Annotated in this window: 18 protein-coding genes and 1 tRNA gene; 12 read left to right on the top strand and 7 right to left on the bottom strand. The window is 66.6% G+C overall.

Annotated features, from left to right (window positions below; all coding sequences use genetic code 11):
* Positions 1-13: 13 nt before the first annotated feature.
* From AC5P6X_RS06740 to AC5P6X_RS06685, 12 genes are all read left to right on the top strand, one after another.
* Entirely contained in the window at positions 14-352 is a 339-nt protein-coding gene (locus AC5P6X_RS06740) for a GPW/gp25 family protein (RefSeq protein ID WP_005408332.1), read from the top strand.
* Between the two features lie 2 nt (positions 353-354).
* Positions 355-1,251: a baseplate assembly protein gene (locus AC5P6X_RS06735; protein WP_088436019.1), complete on the top strand. Its 897-nt coding sequence runs from the start codon at positions 355-357 to the stop codon at positions 1,249-1,251.
* On the top strand, positions 1,244-2,545 hold the full coding sequence (locus AC5P6X_RS06730) for a phage tail protein I (RefSeq protein WP_088436020.1): 1,302 nt from the start codon (positions 1,244-1,246) through the stop codon (positions 2,543-2,545). Before AC5P6X_RS06735 ends, AC5P6X_RS06730 begins: the two co-directional genes overlap by 8 nt.
* Before the next feature lie 7 nt (positions 2,546-2,552).
* A complete protein-coding gene (locus AC5P6X_RS06725; RefSeq protein ID WP_088436021.1) occupies positions 2,553-4,070 on the top strand; it encodes a tail fiber protein in 1,518 nt (505 codons plus the stop codon).
* A 4-nt stretch (positions 4,071-4,074) separates the two neighbouring features.
* The gene (locus tag AC5P6X_RS06720) at positions 4,075-4,659 is read left to right on the top strand and encodes a hypothetical protein (RefSeq protein WP_049433223.1); all 585 of its coding nucleotides are present in this window, start codon (positions 4,075-4,077) and stop codon (positions 4,657-4,659) included.
* Positions 4,660-4,766: 107 nt separating this feature from the next.
* Positions 4,767-5,966 (top strand): phage tail sheath C-terminal domain-containing protein, encoded by a 1,200-nt coding sequence (locus AC5P6X_RS06715; protein ID WP_187757203.1) that lies wholly within the window; start codon positions 4,767-4,769, stop codon positions 5,964-5,966.
* Between the two features lie 2 nt (positions 5,967-5,968).
* The gene (locus tag AC5P6X_RS06710) at positions 5,969-6,472 is read left to right on the top strand and encodes a phage major tail tube protein (RefSeq protein ID WP_005412457.1); all 504 of its coding nucleotides are present in this window, start codon (positions 5,969-5,971) and stop codon (positions 6,470-6,472) included.
* An 80-nt stretch (positions 6,473-6,552) separates the two neighbouring features.
* Entirely contained in the window at positions 6,553-6,843 is a 291-nt protein-coding gene (locus AC5P6X_RS06705; RefSeq protein ID WP_005412456.1) for a phage tail assembly protein, read from the top strand.
* 120 nt (positions 6,844-6,963) lie between these two features.
* Positions 6,964-9,411: a phage tail tape measure protein gene (locus AC5P6X_RS06700; protein WP_108270519.1), complete on the top strand. Its 2,448-nt coding sequence runs from the start codon at positions 6,964-6,966 to the stop codon at positions 9,409-9,411.
* A 2-nt stretch (positions 9,412-9,413) separates the two neighbouring features.
* On the top strand, positions 9,414-9,881 hold the full coding sequence (locus AC5P6X_RS06695; RefSeq protein ID WP_005408323.1) for a phage tail protein: 468 nt from the start codon (positions 9,414-9,416) through the stop codon (positions 9,879-9,881).
* Entirely contained in the window at positions 9,865-10,080 is a 216-nt protein-coding gene (locus tag AC5P6X_RS06690) for a tail protein X (RefSeq protein WP_049451092.1), read from the top strand. Before AC5P6X_RS06695 ends, AC5P6X_RS06690 begins: the two co-directional genes overlap by 17 nt.
* Positions 10,071-11,144: a phage late control D family protein gene (locus tag AC5P6X_RS06685; RefSeq protein ID WP_049451093.1), complete on the top strand. Its 1,074-nt coding sequence runs from the start codon at positions 10,071-10,073 to the stop codon at positions 11,142-11,144. Before AC5P6X_RS06690 ends, AC5P6X_RS06685 begins: the two co-directional genes overlap by 10 nt.
* Before the next feature lie 30 nt (positions 11,145-11,174).
* Here AC5P6X_RS06685 and AC5P6X_RS06680 read toward each other — a convergent pair whose 3' ends face one another.
* The 7 genes from AC5P6X_RS06680 to AC5P6X_RS06650 all read right to left on the bottom strand — a co-directional run bounded on the left by AC5P6X_RS06680 (position 11,175) and on the right by AC5P6X_RS06650 (position 16,563).
* Positions 11,175-11,555 carry a tautomerase family protein gene (locus tag AC5P6X_RS06680; RefSeq protein WP_005408320.1) on the bottom strand — a complete coding sequence of 127 codons (381 nt, stop codon included), beginning with the start codon at positions 11,553-11,555 and terminating at the stop codon, positions 11,175-11,177.
* A 233-nt stretch (positions 11,556-11,788) separates the two neighbouring features.
* Positions 11,789-11,863, bottom strand: a tRNA-Val gene (locus AC5P6X_RS06675).
* Positions 11,864-11,974: 111 nt separating this feature from the next.
* Positions 11,975-12,328, bottom strand: coding sequence for a PilZ domain-containing protein (locus AC5P6X_RS06670; RefSeq protein ID WP_108270517.1), 354 nt, complete (start codon positions 12,326-12,328; stop codon positions 11,975-11,977).
* Complete coding sequence (locus AC5P6X_RS06665; protein WP_005412451.1) at positions 12,325-13,281, bottom strand: DNA polymerase III subunit delta'; 957 nt, start codon at positions 13,279-13,281, stop codon at positions 12,325-12,327. Before AC5P6X_RS06665 ends, AC5P6X_RS06670 begins: the two co-directional genes overlap by 4 nt.
* Positions 13,278-13,943, bottom strand: a complete 666-nt coding sequence (gene tmk, locus AC5P6X_RS06660) for a dTMP kinase (protein WP_005412450.1) — start codon at positions 13,941-13,943, stop codon at positions 13,278-13,280. Before tmk ends, AC5P6X_RS06665 begins: the two co-directional genes overlap by 4 nt.
* Positions 13,940-15,001, bottom strand: coding sequence for an endolytic transglycosylase MltG (gene mltG, locus AC5P6X_RS06655; RefSeq protein ID WP_108270516.1), 1,062 nt, complete (start codon positions 14,999-15,001; stop codon positions 13,940-13,942). The genes tmk and mltG overlap by 4 nt, the downstream gene beginning before the upstream one ends.
* Positions 15,002-15,198: 197 nt before the next feature.
* Positions 15,199-16,563, bottom strand: coding sequence for an aminodeoxychorismate synthase component I (locus tag AC5P6X_RS06650; RefSeq protein ID WP_088436028.1), 1,365 nt, complete (start codon positions 16,561-16,563; stop codon positions 15,199-15,201).
* Positions 16,564-16,660 lie beyond the last annotated feature (97 nt).

Below are 16,660 nucleotides of genomic sequence, written 5' to 3'. Positions count from 1 at the left end.
GACGATAGAGGCCATGCGAGGAATCGACGCCAACACCGGCAAATCACTGGATGGGCTCGCCCATCTCCACCAGTCCGTGCGTGACATTCTCACCACGCCCCTTGGCTCCCGCGTACTGCGCCGCGAATACGGTTCACGCGTATTCGAACTGATCGATGCGCCGACCAACCGCTCGCTGCGCATGGACCTGATCGCGGCCACCGTCGACGCGCTGGCGCGATGGGAACCGCGTCTCCACGTCGAGAACGTCGACGTCTCCCTCCCCGCCCCCGGCGTGATGATCCTGGCAGTGACCGGGATCCACCTGCCGGACGGCGAGGCCATCACCATCGAAGGAATCGAGGTTCGCTAACCGTGGCATCCGGCTCGTTCACCAGTGTCAATCTGTCCCAGCTGCCTGCACCGGCGGTCATCGAAGTGCTCGATTTCGAAGCCATGTTCGATGAATCGCTGACCGCACTGCAGGCCCTGGATCCCACCTTCGACGCGCTGCTGCCGTCGGACCCGGCCTTCAAGATCCTGGAGGTCTGCACCTACCTGCGCCTGCTCGATCGCCAGCGTGTCAACGACGCCGCGCGTGGCGTGATGCTGGCCTATGCGGTTGGCAGCGACCTCGACCAGCTGGCCGCGATCTTCGGCATCGGTCGCCAGATGCTGGATCCGGGCAAACCGCAGCAGGGTGTTCCGCCGCGCTACGAAAGCGATGAGGATTTCCGTCGGCGCATCCAGCTGGGGCCGGAAGGCTTCAGCGTGGCCGGCCCGGAGGGCGCCTACATCTTCCACGCCCTGAGCGCCGATCCACGGGTACTCGATGCCAGCGCGACAAGTCCGTCGCCGGGTGAGGTGGTGGTTTCTGTGCTGTCGCGTGAAGCCGATGGCACCGCTGCCCCTGGACTGCTCGACGCCGTCGAAATGAAGCTGAGCGCAACCGACGTGCGACCGCTCACCGACCACGTGCTGGTGCGCACAGCGACAATCGTCGACTACACGGTCACCGCCACGCTCTATACCTTCGCCGGACCGGACTCGCAGGTCGTGCTGGCCGAGGCGCGCACGCGCCTGGACCGCTACATCGCCGAATCGCATCGGCTCGGCCGCGATGTTACCCGCTCGGGCCTGTTCGCCGCACTGCATGCCGAGGGTGTGCAGCGCGTGGAGATTTCCAGCCCAGCGGCTGACGTGGTGGTGGATCGTACCCAGGCCACCTACTGCTCCGCTGTGACTCTGACGCATGGCGGCAACGATGAGTGATTCCGGCACACGCGTGGTCAATGCGCGCCTGCGCGGCGCCATCGACGGCCACAACCTGCAGTTCCGCCATCCGGGTGGCGCACTGTCCGCCCTGCAGGCGGTGTACCGCACCGATTGGCAGGGGCGGCTGAAGCTGTCGGATACGCTGCGGCGCAACCTGCAGCGCTTCTCGGCAGCGTTCAGTAATACCTGGTGGAAGGGCTTCTACACCAAGCCAGCGAACCTGTCGTCCAATCACCCCGCTCCAGATGGCAGTTCCAGTGCCTGCTCCTTTCCTGTCTCCGATGCGATCGGGGGACCGAATCAGAACTTCACCGGTCTGGTGGACGAGGATGGAAGCGCGTTTCCCGATGGTGCCGTGCGTACCGTCAGCATCTGGCTGCGCGCAACCGAGCCATGTGCCATCGACCTCGGCGTGCGCACCACCGGCGCAGGCAGGACACGTCTGCAGGTGGGCACCGAGTGGAAGCGCTACAGCTACACCTATGCCGCAACCGCAGATGACGCCCGCCGGGGCGTGAGTATCGTGCTGGATCGACGGGCAGCCGGAAACACCGGCCTGAAGCCGGACAGCCGCATCCATCTCTGGGGCGTGCAGGTGGAGGAAGGCCGCGAGGCAACCAGCTACATCCGCACCATGCCCCAGCCTGTGGCCGTGATTGATTACAGCGTGCTCAACAATGTGATCACGCTCAGCCAGGCACCCGCTCCCGGCTCGATCATCGACGGCGATGCGCTGATCAGGGTGCCGATGGCAGGCACCCTGCTGCCGCCCAACGCCACCCACGCGGAGCGGGCTCTGGCCCGCGCTGCGGTCACCCGCCCATTGCCGGTGGACATCACCGCGCTGTGGGACGCCGACCGCTGTCCGGCCACTCTGCTGCCCTGGCTGGCCTGGGCCTTGTCCGTGGACGAATGGAAGGCCTACTGGCCGGAGACGGTGAAGCGCGCGCGCGTGCGTGCCGCGATCGCCATCCAGCGCCGCAAGGGTACCTGGGGCAGCGTGCGTGACGTGGTCGCCGCTTTTGGTGGCTCGATCCTGATCCGTGAATGGTGGGAGATGCAGCCGCAGGGCGCACCGCACACCTTCGAAGCGGTGATGACCATTGCCAACCAGGGCGGCGAAACCGCCACTGCCAAGTTCGTCGACGACGTGATCGGCGAGATCAGCCGGACCAAGCCGGTGCGATCGCACTTCACCTTCACCCAGGGCATGCAGGCCAACGCCGGTATCGGTGCGCTCGCCGGTGCCCAGGGCACCACCTTCCGCCGTATCCAACTGATCGGAGAGTAAACCCCGCATGCGCTTGAAAATCACCGACGCCGGCTTCGCCAGGCTGGTCAACCCACCCAATACCGGCACCAGTGCCGTGCTGATCACCGAGATCGGCCTGACCTCCACGGCATTCACGCCGTCGGCGGGGCTGACCACGCTGCCCGGCGAGATCAAGCGTGTCTCGACATTCGGCGGCAAGGCGGTGGGCGATGACACGCTGCACGTCACGATCCGCGACGACAGCGCCACCGCCTACAGCCTGCGTGGCTTCGGCCTGTACCTAGGCGACGGCACGCTGTTCGCCACATTCGGCCAGGCCGATCCCATCATGGAGAAAACCGCAGCCTCGATGCTGCTGCTCTCCACCGATACCCGCTTCAGTGAAGTCGATACCGCACTGATCGAATTCGGCAATGCCGAATTCATCTACCCTCCCTCCACCACCGAGGTGCAGGGCGTGGTCGAGCTGGCCACTACGACCGAGACCGAAGATGGCGCAGACACCCAGCGTGCAGTAACGCCGCGTGGCCTGCGTGCCTTCATCGACAAGCGATTCGGTGCCAGCGCCCCCACCCAGTTCGTGCGCACGCTGCTGTCGATCGCTACCGATGCCGCATTCCGTTCCGCGCTGGGCCTGAAATCAGCGGCGCTGAAGGATGAAGGCGCCGACAAGGGGCTGGACGCGGACCTGCTCGATGGCCGTCATGGCACGCACTACCTGGATTGGCGCAACATGACCGGCGTGCCGTCCAGCGTGCACGTTCCCGGCCAGGTCATCCTGTTCGCCGGTGCCACCGCGCCCAACGGCATGCTGCTGTGCAATGGCGCCGCTGTTCCGCGTGCCAGCTATCCGGCCCTGTTCGCCGCCATCGGCACCCGCTATGGCGCCGGCGATGGCGCAACCACCTTCAACCTGCCGGCCATGCAGGAAGGCACGGTAGTCACGCACACGCTGAACCCGGAAGCGGTCGGAAGCTTCACCCAGGGTGAAGTGATCCACCATGCCCACAGCGCAAGCGCGGCAACGGCAGGCAACCACAGCCATGCCATTTCCGTGGGCGCAGGTGGCGCGCACTCGCATGGCGCCAGCGCAAGCGCGGTCGGTGATCACGCGCACGGTGCATGGACCGACTCGCAGGGCCATCACGCGCACACCGGCGGAACCTCCTGGGTGGGCGACCACCAGCATCTCACCGCCTATGCGGAAGTTGGGGCCGCCTATCCATGGGGTGCCGACTACGGGAACCACATGGGCTCCCGCGGCAACATCGACTATGACAATCCCTGGCCGAACACCAGCCCTGCCGGTGGCCACGCCCACAGCTTCACCACCGACGGCGCTGGTGGCCATGGTCACAACATCGGCATGAACGGCGCCGGTGGTCACTCGCACACCATTTCCATCGCCCACGTCGGCGACCACGGCCATGCCGCCTCGGCGGCGGACGCCGGTGCACACAGCCATGCCATCGTGGTGGAGGCCGCCGGTGGCGACCGCAACCTGCCGGCGGGCCTGCGGATGATCTATTGCATCGCGTACTGAGGACATGACCTTGCCTACTGAACCGCGCTTCGCGCACTCCTACGATCCCCACACCCGTGCCTACATGGGCAAGGTCCGTCTGCAACCTTCGCCCGATGGCGCGTGGAACCTGCCTGACTTCACTGTGGACGTCGCCCCCCGCCAGGCCGCAGGCGAATACCAGTCACTGCGCCTGGCCGAGGATGGCTCACGCTGGGAACTGGTGGCCGATTTCCGCAACTGCATGCTGTGGGACACGCGCACCGCGATGGCGGTACCCAATCGCCTCGCGCTGGGTGAGCCGTTGCCCAAGGACGTGACCCTGTCCGAACCATTCAAGCTGGATGGCACCACCGCGCAGTACAACGCGTGGAATGCCAGCCGCCGCGAATGGACGCTGTTGCCGGACTACAGCACGCGCCCCCTGTGGAACAAGCACGATGCCAGCTTCGCCACTCCCCTGCCCCGCGGCGTGGCGCTGCCGTCCACGGTCACCGACCTGGCACCACCCGGCGATCGCAGCTATCCGGTCACCTTCGATGAAGCCAGCGCCGCCTGGGCAAGGGTGAGTGCGCCCGATCCCGAAGCGGGCACGCCGCCGCAGCCGTGACATCGGGCCACGGCTGCAATTAAGCCAGCCGCGGCCAGATACGAACATGTACCCATGCGGCGCAGATCGCGACCGCAGCACCCACCCAACCAAGGAAAAAACAACGCATGGCCGAATTTCTGCATGGCGTGCAGGTCGTCAACATCGATGGTGGTTCCCGCTCGATCGCTGTTGCCTCGACCAGTGTCATCGGCATTGTGGGCACCGCGCCCCGCGCCGACAAGATCGCCTTCCCGTACAACACCCCGGTCCTGGTGACCTCGCGTTCGCAGGCAGCCAAACTGCTCGCCGGCACCGCCACCGAAGTCGATGATGGCACCCTCCCGGGCCAGCTCGACGCCATCTTCGACCAGTCCAACGCGGTCGTCGTCGTTGTCCGCGTCGAGAAGGGCGCCACCGAGAACGACACCTTGGCCAACGTGCTGGGCGGCGTGAACGCGCAGACCGGTGCCTACACCGGCGTGCATGCACTGCTGGCGGCAAAGTCGGTAGTGGGCATCAAGCCACGCATCCTGGCGGTGCCGGGCTTCACCCACACCCACGAAAAGCGCGACACCGAACTGCTGGCCAACCCGGTCGTAGCGGAACTGCTCGGCATCGCCGACAAGCTGCGTGCGGTGATCATCAAGGATGGCCCGAACAGCAACGACGACGCTGCCAAGTCCACCGCCGCCCTGACCGGCTCCAAGCGCGTCTACGTGGTCGACCCCGCGCTGCTGGTGCAGTCCGGTGATGCCATCGTCACCCGCCATGCCTCCGGTGCCGTGGCCGGTGCCATCGCCCGCAGCGACAACGAGCGCGGCTGGTGGGCGTCGCCGTCGAACCTGGAACTCAACGGCGTGGTCGGTACCGCGCGTGCGATCGACTTCGGCCTATCCGATGCCACCAGCCGCGCCAACCTGCTGAACCAGGCCAACGTGGCCACGGTCATCCGCGAAGAGGGCTTCCGCCTGTGGGGCAACCGCACCACCAGCATCGATCCGAAGTGGCAGTTCCTGTGCGTGGTGCGCACCGCCGACATCATCGCCGACAGCCTGGAAGCCGCCCACCTGTGGGCCGTCGACCGCGGCATCAGCAAGACCTACGTCGATGACGTGCGCGAGGGCGTCAATGCCTTCCTGCGCGGCCTGAAGACCCAGGGCGCGATCCTCGGCGGCAACTGCTGGATCGACCCGGAACTGAACGCAGCGGACAGCGTGGCCCAGGGCCGCTTCTACTGGGACTTCGACTTCACTCCGACCTACCCGGGTGAGCAGCTGACCTTCCGCATGCACATGAACAACAACTACGTCTCGGAGATCTTCTAAGCATGGCACGCAAGATCCGCAAAAACTTCAACTTCTACGTCGACGGCAAGGGTTATGCCGGCAGCGTGATGTCCTTCACCGCCCCCAAGCTGTCTCTGAAGACCGAGGACTTCCAGGCCGGCGGCATGCTCGCCCCGACCGAGATCGTGCTCGGCCATGAAAAGCTGACCGCCGATGTCGAGTTCGCCTCCGACGACGCGGAGATCATGAGCAAGTTCCACGTCATCGAAAGCAAGGAATACGGCTTCACCGCCCGCGAGGCGCTGGAAGGCGACGACGGTGAAGTGACCCAGGTCGTGCACAACATGCGCGGCAAGGTGAAGCTGCTGGACCGTGGCGAAACCAAGGTCGGCGAGAAGGGCACGATCAAGGTCAGCCTGGCGCTGAGCTACTACAAGCTGACCCATGGTGCCCAGGTCGTGCAGGAGATCGACGTGGTCAACATGATCGCCCGCCAGGGTGGCGTCGACGTCCTGGCCGGCATCCGCGGCGCGCTGGGCATCTGAGCCCACGCCGCACCGAAGAACCCGGGGGCGCCTCGCGCCCCCGCATCCATCGCATCGCATCGCATTCCAGGAACGCATCCATGTCCAGCAAGACCAAGACCCCCACCGACACCGTCATCGAGCGCGATGGCTTCGCCGAGATCACCCTCACCCGTCCGCGCCAGGTCAATGGCATGGAAACCGCCGTGCTGCGCATGCGCGAGCCGACCGTGGAAGACATGGAGCGCTACCAGGACGACAAGGGCAGCGACGCCCAGCGTGAGGTGCGGATGATCGCCAACCTGTGCGAGATCTCGCCGGACGACGTGCGCAAGATGCCGTTGCGCGACTACGCACGACTGCAGGCAGGCGTCGCGCTTTTTACCACCTGACCCTGCCACAGATCAGGCAGGGAGTGCTCGCCCTGGCCGGTCATACCGGCTGGGGCCTGCGCGAAATCATGACACTGCGGGTGTCGAAGTTCATCTGGTGGATTCAGGGATTGCCGGTACATGGCCAGTAACGTTAAAACGACAACGATCACGATCGGCGGTGAGGTGTCCAAGTCGCTGAAGGACGCATTGTCCTTCGCCAATGATGGCGTGAAGCGCCTCGGCGATGAAGCCGGCAAGCTGGAACTCAAGCTCGCCGCGATGAAGAAGTCGGGCACCGCATACACCCGCATGCGCGCGCAGGCCGATGCGCTGCGCGCCTCACAGGAAGCGCTGGAGCGTGTCGAAGCCAAGCGCACCGCCAACCTGGAGAAGCGCGAGAAACTCGGCGCCTCGTTCAAGGCAGCGCGCGGCACACTCGGCACCGCCGTCACCGCACTGGCCAAGCCGGTCGAGAACGCCTCCGGCTTCGCCCGCCAGAACCAGCAGATCGGCGTGGCAGCCAACCTCAGCCGCGCGCAGGTGAGTGCGCTCGGCCAAGCGATCCTGCAGCAATCGCGTGCAACCAACCAGGGCGCCGACGATCTGCAGCGGTCGATCAAGCTGATGGTCGCGGCCGGCATGGACGCACAGTCCGCGCAGGCCAGCCTCGGCGCCGTTGGACGGACCACCACCGTCACCGGTGCCAGCATCGATGATGTGGCCCAAGCTGCGGCCGCCCTGCAGCAGTCGTTCGATATCGATCCCTCGCGCATGCAGAACGCGCTGGACGTGCTGGTGGTGAACAGCCAGCAGGGCAGCCTGGGCCTGAAGGACATGGCCCAGGTGCTGCCGGTGCTGGGTTCCTCGTTCGAGGCGATGAAGCTGCAGGGCACATCGGCGGCGGCTACGCTGGGTGCGGCACTGGAAGCCACGCTGGACTCGGCAGGTGGCGCCGACAAGGCCGCCAGCAACATGAAGAGCTTCATGTCCGAGGTGCTCTCGCCGGACATTCAGGAGAAGGCCAAGAAGAGCCTGAACCTGGATCTGCGCAAGATCATCGGCGATGCACAGACCAGCGGCGGCAATCCCTTCGATGCTGCGATGCAGGGGATCATCCAGGCGACTGCGGGCGACCAGAAGAAGATCGGCACCCTGTTCAGCGATGCACAGGCGAAGAACTTCGTCCAGCCCATGATCGAGAACTGGGACACCTACATCCGTGTCCGCGACAAGGCCTTGAATGGATCGGCGGGTACCACCGATGCGGCCTATGCCGACGCGATGCAGACCGACCCGCAGAAGATCGAGGGCGCCAAGATCGCCGTGGACAACCTGTCCAAGGCCTTCGGTGCCGCGCTGCTGCCCGCGGTGGGCGAGGCCGCGGTCAAGCTGACCGAGCTGTTGAACGGGGTTACCTCGTTCGTGCAGGAAAACCCGAAGCTGATCGCCAACACCACGCAGATCGTGGTCGGCATGCTGGGCATGCGCGCGGCGGTACTCGGCGCTCGCTATGCCTGGACCTTCCTGCAGGGCCCGGTCCTGGGCGTGCAGAAGGCCTTCCAGCTGTTCCGTGGCGGCAGCCTGCTGGCACAGCTGGGGCGCTTTGGGCCGATGGCCATGCGCTTGGCATCGGGTTTCCGCATCGTCGCAACTGCCATTGGTGCCATCGGCGGTGGCCCCATCGCCGTTGCCGTCGCCGCCATCACCGCCGGCGCCCTGCTGGTGCGCAAGTACTGGGAACCGATCAAGGCATTCCTGGGCGGCGTCTGGGAAGGCCTGAGCGGTGCAGGCACCGCAGCGATGGGTGAACTGATGCGCGCGGTTGAACCACTGCGCCCCGCCTGGGAAGTCATGAGCGGGCTGATCGGCCAGGCCTGGGACTGGCTGTCGAAGATGCTGGAACCGGCGCAGTACACCGGCAATGAATTGTCACGCGTCGCCCAGATCGGCTCGCTGGTGGGTGAGGCGCTGCTGACCAACTTCCGGCTGGTGATCCAGGTCATCGGCGGCGTGGTGGGGGCGGTGGTGTGGCTGGGCGAGATGCTCGGCACCGTCGCCGGCTTCATCAACGAAACCCTTGGCAACATCTGGGAGTCGATCAGCCAGAAGGCGACCGCAGCGTTCGACCGCATCCTGGAAAAGCTCAAGCCAGTCATCGAAGGCGTCGGCTGGTTCATGGACAAGCTTGGTGGTGGCGTAGGGGCTGCCAACGACAAAGCGCTGGAGGTCGCCGAGGGCGGGCTGCAGACCGCAGTGGGCGCCGCCAACATCTACAGCGGCATGAAGGCGCGCGGCGGTGGTGGCATCGGCGACATGGCGCGCGTTGCGTACGCGGTCGGCACCAACGACAACGATGGCCTGAACCGCCGCATGGCCGAGCTGAGCGGCGCGCAGGGACGCCGTGCGCCGGACATGCCCTCGCCCACGATGCGCGCACCGACCACCGTGCAGCAGCAACAGACCAACAACATCACCATCCACCAGCAACCCGGTGAATCCAGCGAATCGGTGGCGCGCCGCACGGCCGACGAGCTGCAGCGTCGCAACGCGGTTGCCGCCCGTGGTGGCCTTGCAGACAGGAACTGAGCATGAAGCGCGAGTTCGTAACCGGCACAGTGGACAAGCTGCTGTCGCAGTTCAAAGCAAACGATTCCGGCAACGCTCCGGTGCTGCTGATGCTGGGCGGCTTCAAGTTCAGCCTCAACACCGCGGTCTTCCGGGAGATCCAGCAATCCAACGAGTATCGCTGGCAGGCGCAGGACCGCATCGGCCAGATGGCGGCCCTGCAGTACACCGGACCGGGCTCAGCCAGCATGACCCTGCCGGGCGTCATCTACTACCAGTTCCGCGGCGCCGGCAATGAGCTCTCACAGCTGCGCAAGCTGGCCGCGCAGGGCACGCCTCATCGACTGCTGACCGGCAAAGGCGGCAACCTGGGCCTGTGGGTCATCGAGAAGATCGATGCCACCGCCAGCGAGTTCACCGCCGACAGCGCGATCCTGAAACAGGAATTCACCCTTTCACTGCGGAAGCACAGCAATGGCACGAACGTATAGCACCCGCGACGGCGACGTCGTAGACCGTGTCGCGTACGCGCATTATGGCGAGCAGTCACCAGCCATCCTGCGCGCGGTGTTCGATGCCAACCCGGGCCTGGCCGCACGCGGCCCGGTACTGCCTGCCGGCGTAGCGATCACCCTGCCGGAGGTGCAGCGCCCGGCCAGCGAGCGCAAGGGAGTCGCCCTGTGGGATTGAACATCACACCGGCCTTCCGCGTGGTGGCCAACAGCCAGGACATCACCGACAGGATCATGGCGCGCTTCAAGTCGCTGCGCATCACCGACGAGACCGGCAACACGTCCGACACGCTGGAACTGCAGCTGGCCGACCACGATCCGTCCGATCCGATCCAGCTGCCACCGGTTGGCGCGGAACTGGAGGCCTTCATCGGCTATGACGGCGAAGTGCGGCGCGCGGGCCTGTACATCTGCGACGAGGTGGAGATCTCCGGCTTTCCCGGCAGCATGACGCTGCGCGCCAGGGCGGCACCGTTCGAGACCAGCAAGGGGGGCAAGAGCGACCTGCAGACGCAGAAGACGCGCACCTGGAAGAAGGGCACCACGATCGGCGACATGGTGCGACGCATGGCCGGCGAGCATGGGCTGAACGCAGCGGTGAACGCATCGCTGGCGTCCATCGTGCTTCCGCTGACGGTGCAGTCGCAGGAGTCGGACATGAACCTTCTGCTGCGCCTGGCCAAACAGCACGATGCCATCGCCAAGCCCGGAGGCGGGCGCCTGGTGTTCGTGAAGCGGGGCGAATCCACCAGCGCCAGCGGCGAGCGCATTCCTGATGTCACCCTCACCCCGGCCGATGGCAGCGACTATCGGGTAACCCTTGCCGCACGCGAAGATGCCGGTACCACCATTGCGTACTACCGCGACGTGCGCAGTGCCAAGCGCCAGGAAGTGAAGGTCGGCAGCGGTGAACCGATCATGCGCCTGCGCATGGCCTATGCCGACCGGGAGAGCGCAGAGGCGGCGGCGCGCGCCAAGCATCGCGAACAGGCACGGCAGACGCGGACGCTCAGCTACACCCTGCCCGGCCGCGAGACGCTGATGGCCGAGGCCACGGTGGTGATGCAGGGGTTCCGCGAGGGCGTGGATGGGCAGTGGCTGGTCAAGCGTGCCGAGCACAGCATCGGCAGCGAGGGCTATGTCACCCGCATCGAATGCGAACAACCCAACAGCGCCGACGCAGTAAAAGCGGCCAGCAATGCCCCGGCCAGCGAAGGCGAACAGGTCGGCAGCGAGGTGTAGATTCACGCCATGCGTGGTGCTTTCCGCGCATCAACTCACGTACTGCGCCACGCCATTACCGAACGACCAGTTCTCCTTCTTTACTTCAACAAGATTGATGAACACATCCTCGCGGCGGATGCCCACCGCCGCGTGCAGTCCATCGGCGATGCCGGCGTACAACGCCTTCTTCTGCTCCAGCGTACGCCCTTCGTTCCAGGTGATCTGGATGCAGATGAAATCGTCGGTGCGGTCCACGCCCAGATAGCCGGGGTCGTAGATCAGCGTGCCGGCGTCGTGCTGCTGGAAGATCTGGAAGCGGTCGTTCTCCGGCACGCCCACCGCGCGCATGGCCTGGTAGATGGCTTCGCCGACACGTTGCAGGTAGTCGGCGGATTTACCTTTGCGAAGATCGATGCGGGCGAGCGGCATGGTGGCACTCAAGGGAATGGGGGCACGGCACTGCCTCGAGAGTACGCCGGCCGTGAACCACGGAACAGCGCATGGATGGAATCCTGTGCCCGCATCGGTGAAGTGCGTCCCCCGAGCGCTTCGCGCGGTTGAGGGAGCCGGTGAGTCGCGCTGCCAACGATGCCGGAAAGCCGCGCTGATGGTCAGGCAACAAAAAAGCCCCCATTTCTGGAGGCTTCTTTCGTTCTGCAACATGGTGGGCGGTACAGGGATCGAACCTGTGACCCTTGCCGTGTGAAGGCAATGCTCTACCGCTGAGCTAACCGCCCGGTGTGTTGCTGAGCCGCTCATTATAGGGGCTTTTCAGAGGCCGTCAACACTTTTTCACATTCGTGTTCACGGGCGTTTCGAGGCATGCAGCCGCATGGCCCGGCGCCACCTCACATCGTGTGGGTCGGCTTGTCCGAGCCGGTAAGCCCGGCCAGCAGGGTCTCGATCTTGTGGCGCACGCCCTCGCCTTCGGGACCATCGGCCAGCTGCACGCCGATGCCGGCGGTGCGGTTACCCTGCGCGCCGGCCGGGGTCACCCAGATCACCTTGCCGGCCACCGGCAGGCGCTCGCTGGAATCGGGCAAGGTCAGCAGCAGGAACACCTCGTCGCCCAGGAAGTAGCGCTTGGGCGTGGGCACGAAGATGCCGCCGTTCTTCACGAACGGCATGTACGCGCTGTACAGCGCGGCTTTGTCCTTCACGGCCAGGGACAGGATGCCCTGGCGGGCGTTGCTGGCACTCATCGATTTCCCCTTGCGGCAGGCCGCTCGTTCACCTTGTTCCAGGCCAGCAGCAACTCGACCACCGCAAGGTCTGCACGCACCGTGGTGCGCAGCAGGTCACGGGTGCGGTTGGCCGCATCGAACCAGGCTGCAAGCTTGTGCAATCGCTCCGGCGTGGTCAAGGCATCGGTGCTGGCCTGGGCCAGCGCCAGGTCGGCGGCAAAGCGCAGGCGCAGCGCCGCGTTGTCGTCACCACACCACTTCTGCGCCAGCTCCACCGCGCCGGTCTTGCCGGCGGCCAGCTGTTCCAGATCTCGACCGACTTCGCGGCGCAGGCTCAGGCCGTCTTCGCGCAGCCAGTTGTCGGCCTGGCCGGGATGGCCGCGGGCGGCCTCCAGCGCTTCGCGCGCCAGTGCTTCGCTGTGGCCCTGCTGCTGCAGCCAGGCCAGCGCTTCGTGCTGCGGCGGCAGCTTGAATTCCAGGCGTTGGCAACGGCTGCGGATGGTCTGCGGCAGGCGTGCCGGGTCACTGCTGATCAGCCACAGGTAGCGGCCGGGCTGCGGCTCTTCCAGCGTCTTCAGCAGCGCGTTGGCCGCCGAGCGGTTGATCGCATCGGCCGGGTCGACGATCACCACCTGCGCCACGCCGTACTGCGGGGTCAGCGCCAGCTTGTCGGTGATCTCGCGCACCTGCTCGATGACGATCTCGGTACGCAGCTTGTCGCCGCTCTTGTTCGGAATGAAGCTGACCAGCTGCAGGTCCGGATGGGTACCGGCGGCGATCAGCTGGCGCGTGCGCGTGGCGTGCGCGGCGTCCCCGCGCGCCAGCACGTGGTCGGCCAACGCCAACGCCACCTCACGCTTGCCCAGCCCGGCCGGCCCGCAGATCAGCAGGCCATGGCCGAGGCGACCCGCATCGAGCGCGGCCACGGTCTGGTCGAACGCGCGCTGCTGCCAAGGCGAAAACGTGCTCATGCGCCCTCCCCGTCCTGCAGCCAGCGCTCGACACGCGCGACCACATCGGCGGCCACGCGCGCCTGCTCCTGGCCGGCGTCGATCAACGCGAAGCGCTGCGGGTCCTGCTGTGCGCGGCTGCGGAACACTTCGCGCACGCGCTGGAAGAAATCATCCTGTTCGCTCTCGATGCGGTCCGGCCACAGGTCACGGCCATTGGCGCGTGCCCGGCCGACGGCCACGTCCACGTCCAGCAGCAGGGTCAGGCCCGGCAGCAGGCCCACCGCGCGGCGCTCCAGATCGGCAATCCACTGCGGGTCGAGGCCACGGCCACCGCCCTGGTAGGCATAGCTGGAATCGGTGAAACGATCGCTCAGCACATAGGCACCGCGCTGCAGCGCCGGCTGGATCACCTGGCGCACATGCTGCGCGCGCGCGGCGAACACCAGCAGCAGCTCGGCTTCGGCGCTGAGCGGTTCGGCGGCGATCTCGGCATCGGGCTTCAGCACCAGGCCACGGATGCGCTCGGCCAGCGGCGTACCGCCCGGCTCGCGGGTCAGTACCACCTCATGACCGTGGCTGCGCAGGCAGTCACGGATGGCATTGATGGCAGTGGTCTTGCCCGCGCCCTCGCCGCCTTCCAGGCTGACGAAACGCGGGTGGCGAAGCAGCGCGGGACTCATTGCGCCGGGGTCTCCTGGGTACGTTGCTGGCGCAGCTGCTGCAGGTAGCGGGCGACTGCGGCGTTGTGCTGGTCCAGGCTGGGCGAGAACACGTGCGCGCCGCTGCCATCGCCCACCGCGACGAAGTACAGCGCGTCGCCCGCCGCGGGTTGCGCGGCCGCCATCAGCGCGTCGCGGCTGGGCATCGCGATCGGGGTCGGGGTCAGGCCGGCACGGGTGTAGGTGTTGTAGGGCGTATCGGTGGTCAGGTCGCGACGGCGGATGTTGCCGTCATACGCGGCACCGAGGCCGTAGATCACGGTCGGGTCGGTCTGCAGGCGCATGCCGATCTTCAGGCGGCGCATGAACACGCCGGCAATCTGCGGGCGTTCGCTGGCCAGCGCGGTTTCCTTCTCGATGATCGAGGCCATCGTCAACAGCTCGTAGGGCGTGTTGATCGGCAGGTCCGGCGCACGGCTTTCCCAGGCCTCATCCAGCGCCTTTTCCATTGCGGCATGGGCGCGCTTGAGCACGTCCAGATCGCTGTCGCCACGCTGGTAGACATAGGTCTCCGGCAGGAAGCGGCCTTCCGGATGCTGGCCACCGAAGCCGAGGCGCTGCATCAGCGCGGCATCATCAAGATTGTCGGTGGTGTGCAGCAGCGGCTCGGCGCGCTTGAGCGCAGCACGCAGCTGGCGGATGTTCCAGCCCTCGACGATGGTGACGCGGTGCTGCAGCACCTTGCCCGCGCGCATGCGCAGCAGAAGTTCGCGCGGGGTCAGCTCGGCGCTGAGCGCGTACTCGCCCACCTTCAGCTTGCCGGCGGCATCAAGCTGGCGCGCCAGCAACTGCCACTGGGCGTCCTGGCCCTCGTCCACGCCGGCATCGCGCAGCTTGCGCAGCACGCTGTTCATGCCATCGCCGCTGGCGATGACCACGCTCTCGGCGGTCGGGGTGATCGGGGCATCGGCGAAACGCGTCTGCTGGTAGAAGAACCACGCGCCCACGCCGGCCACGACGGCGCCCAGCACCACCACCAGCGTTACCACGAACAGACACCCGCGCTTGGCTCCCGCCATGGACTACCTCTGAACTCGATTCCGTCGTGCAGGATACCGTGCCGGTGGATTGGGGTCATGACCGGGGCCACGCAGCCGTGCCGACCAACGGTCGGCACCCACCGGAACAACGGCACCCGCCGGTACCGGTAGTGCCGGCCGCTGGCCGGCAATCGCGTGGATCGTGGATGAATGAGGTTGCCGGCCAGCGGCCGGCACTACCCCTGCTGGCCCAGTGCGCGCAGCAGGCCGCGGGCCTTGGCACGGGTCTCGTCCAGCTCCTTGTCCGGGTCCGAATCGACCACGATGCCGGCGCCGGTGCGGAAGCTCACCTCGTGGCCATCCACTTCGGCGGTACGGATCAGGATGTTCAGGTCCAGGTCGCCATCGCGGTTCAGCCAGCCGAACGCGCCGGTATAGGCACCGCGCGGCACCTGCTCCAGCTCGCTGATGATCTGCATGCAGCGCACCTTCGGGCAGCCGGTGATGGTGCCACCCGGGAACGTGGCGGCGATCACCTCGCCGGGCGTGACCTCCGGGCGCAGATGGCCGCTGACGTTGCTGACGATGTGGTGCACGTGCGCGTAGCTCTCCACGGTCATCAGCTCATCGACCACCACGGTGCCCGGCAGGCAGATGCGGCCCAGGTCGTTGCGCTCCAGGTCGATCAGCATCACGTGCTCGGCGCGCTCCTTGGGGTGGCCGACCAGTTCCTGGATGCGCGCGGCATCGTCGTCGCCTTCGAAGCGTGGACGGGTACCGGCAATCGGACGGGTCTGCGCATGGCCGGCGTGCACCGACACCAGCCGCTCCGGCGAGGAACTGACCACATGGCGGCCGTGCGCGCTGAACAGGCCGGCAAACGGCGCCGGGTTGGCACGACGCAGCTGTGCGTACAGCGCCTGCGGGCTGACCGGCGCAGCGAACTGCGCGCTCCAGCGCCGCGACAGGTTCACCTGGAACACGTCGCCGGCGCGCAGGTACTCGATCACCCGACGCACGCCATCGGTGAAACGCTGCGGCGCGTCCTCGCCGACCGCCTGCGGTGGCTGCCAGCCCAGCCCGGCTTCGGGCAGCACGGCCGAGGCCAGTGCCACCAGCGCATCCAGCAACGCCTGCTCGCCGGCTTCGGCGATGACGAAGCTGGCATCGTTGTGGTGGTCATGCAGCACCGCCGCCGGGCAGCGCAGCGCCAGCGCGGTCGGGCGACCATCCCCGCGAGCACGCGCTGGCAGCACTGGTTCGATCTGGCTGGCCACTTCGTAATCGAGCATCAACGCCCAGCCGCCGCGGAACGGCAGGCTGTGGCTGCCGTCATGCGGCAGGCGCTCATGCTGCCAGGCGCGATCCAGTGCCTGCAGGAACGTGCCGGGCTGCACCAGGTCGTGCTGGTCGCGCACCTGGCCGTCGGCATCCAGCCGCAGGCCATCGCCCTGCGCGACCAGCAGCAGGCTCCAGCGGCCCTGGGCGGTGCCCGAGGCGGTGGATTCCATCAGCAGCGGGAAGCGCGCCGGGTCGTGCTGCTGCAGGGCCAGCAGATCGATCGGGTGCGGCAGCGGGTGGATCAGCGGTGCGTGGGTCATGGCAGCCAGTTCGGGAGTTCAGATGCACGGAAGCCGCCTTGCGGCGGCTCCGTGGTGCACGGCGTTGATCCGTTTGTCGGATTGCCGATGGGTAGAG

This window comes from Stenotrophomonas sp. YJH_SMC_40, from assembly GCF_059368615.1.
This window is presented reverse-complemented; position numbering and strand designations above follow the sequence as displayed.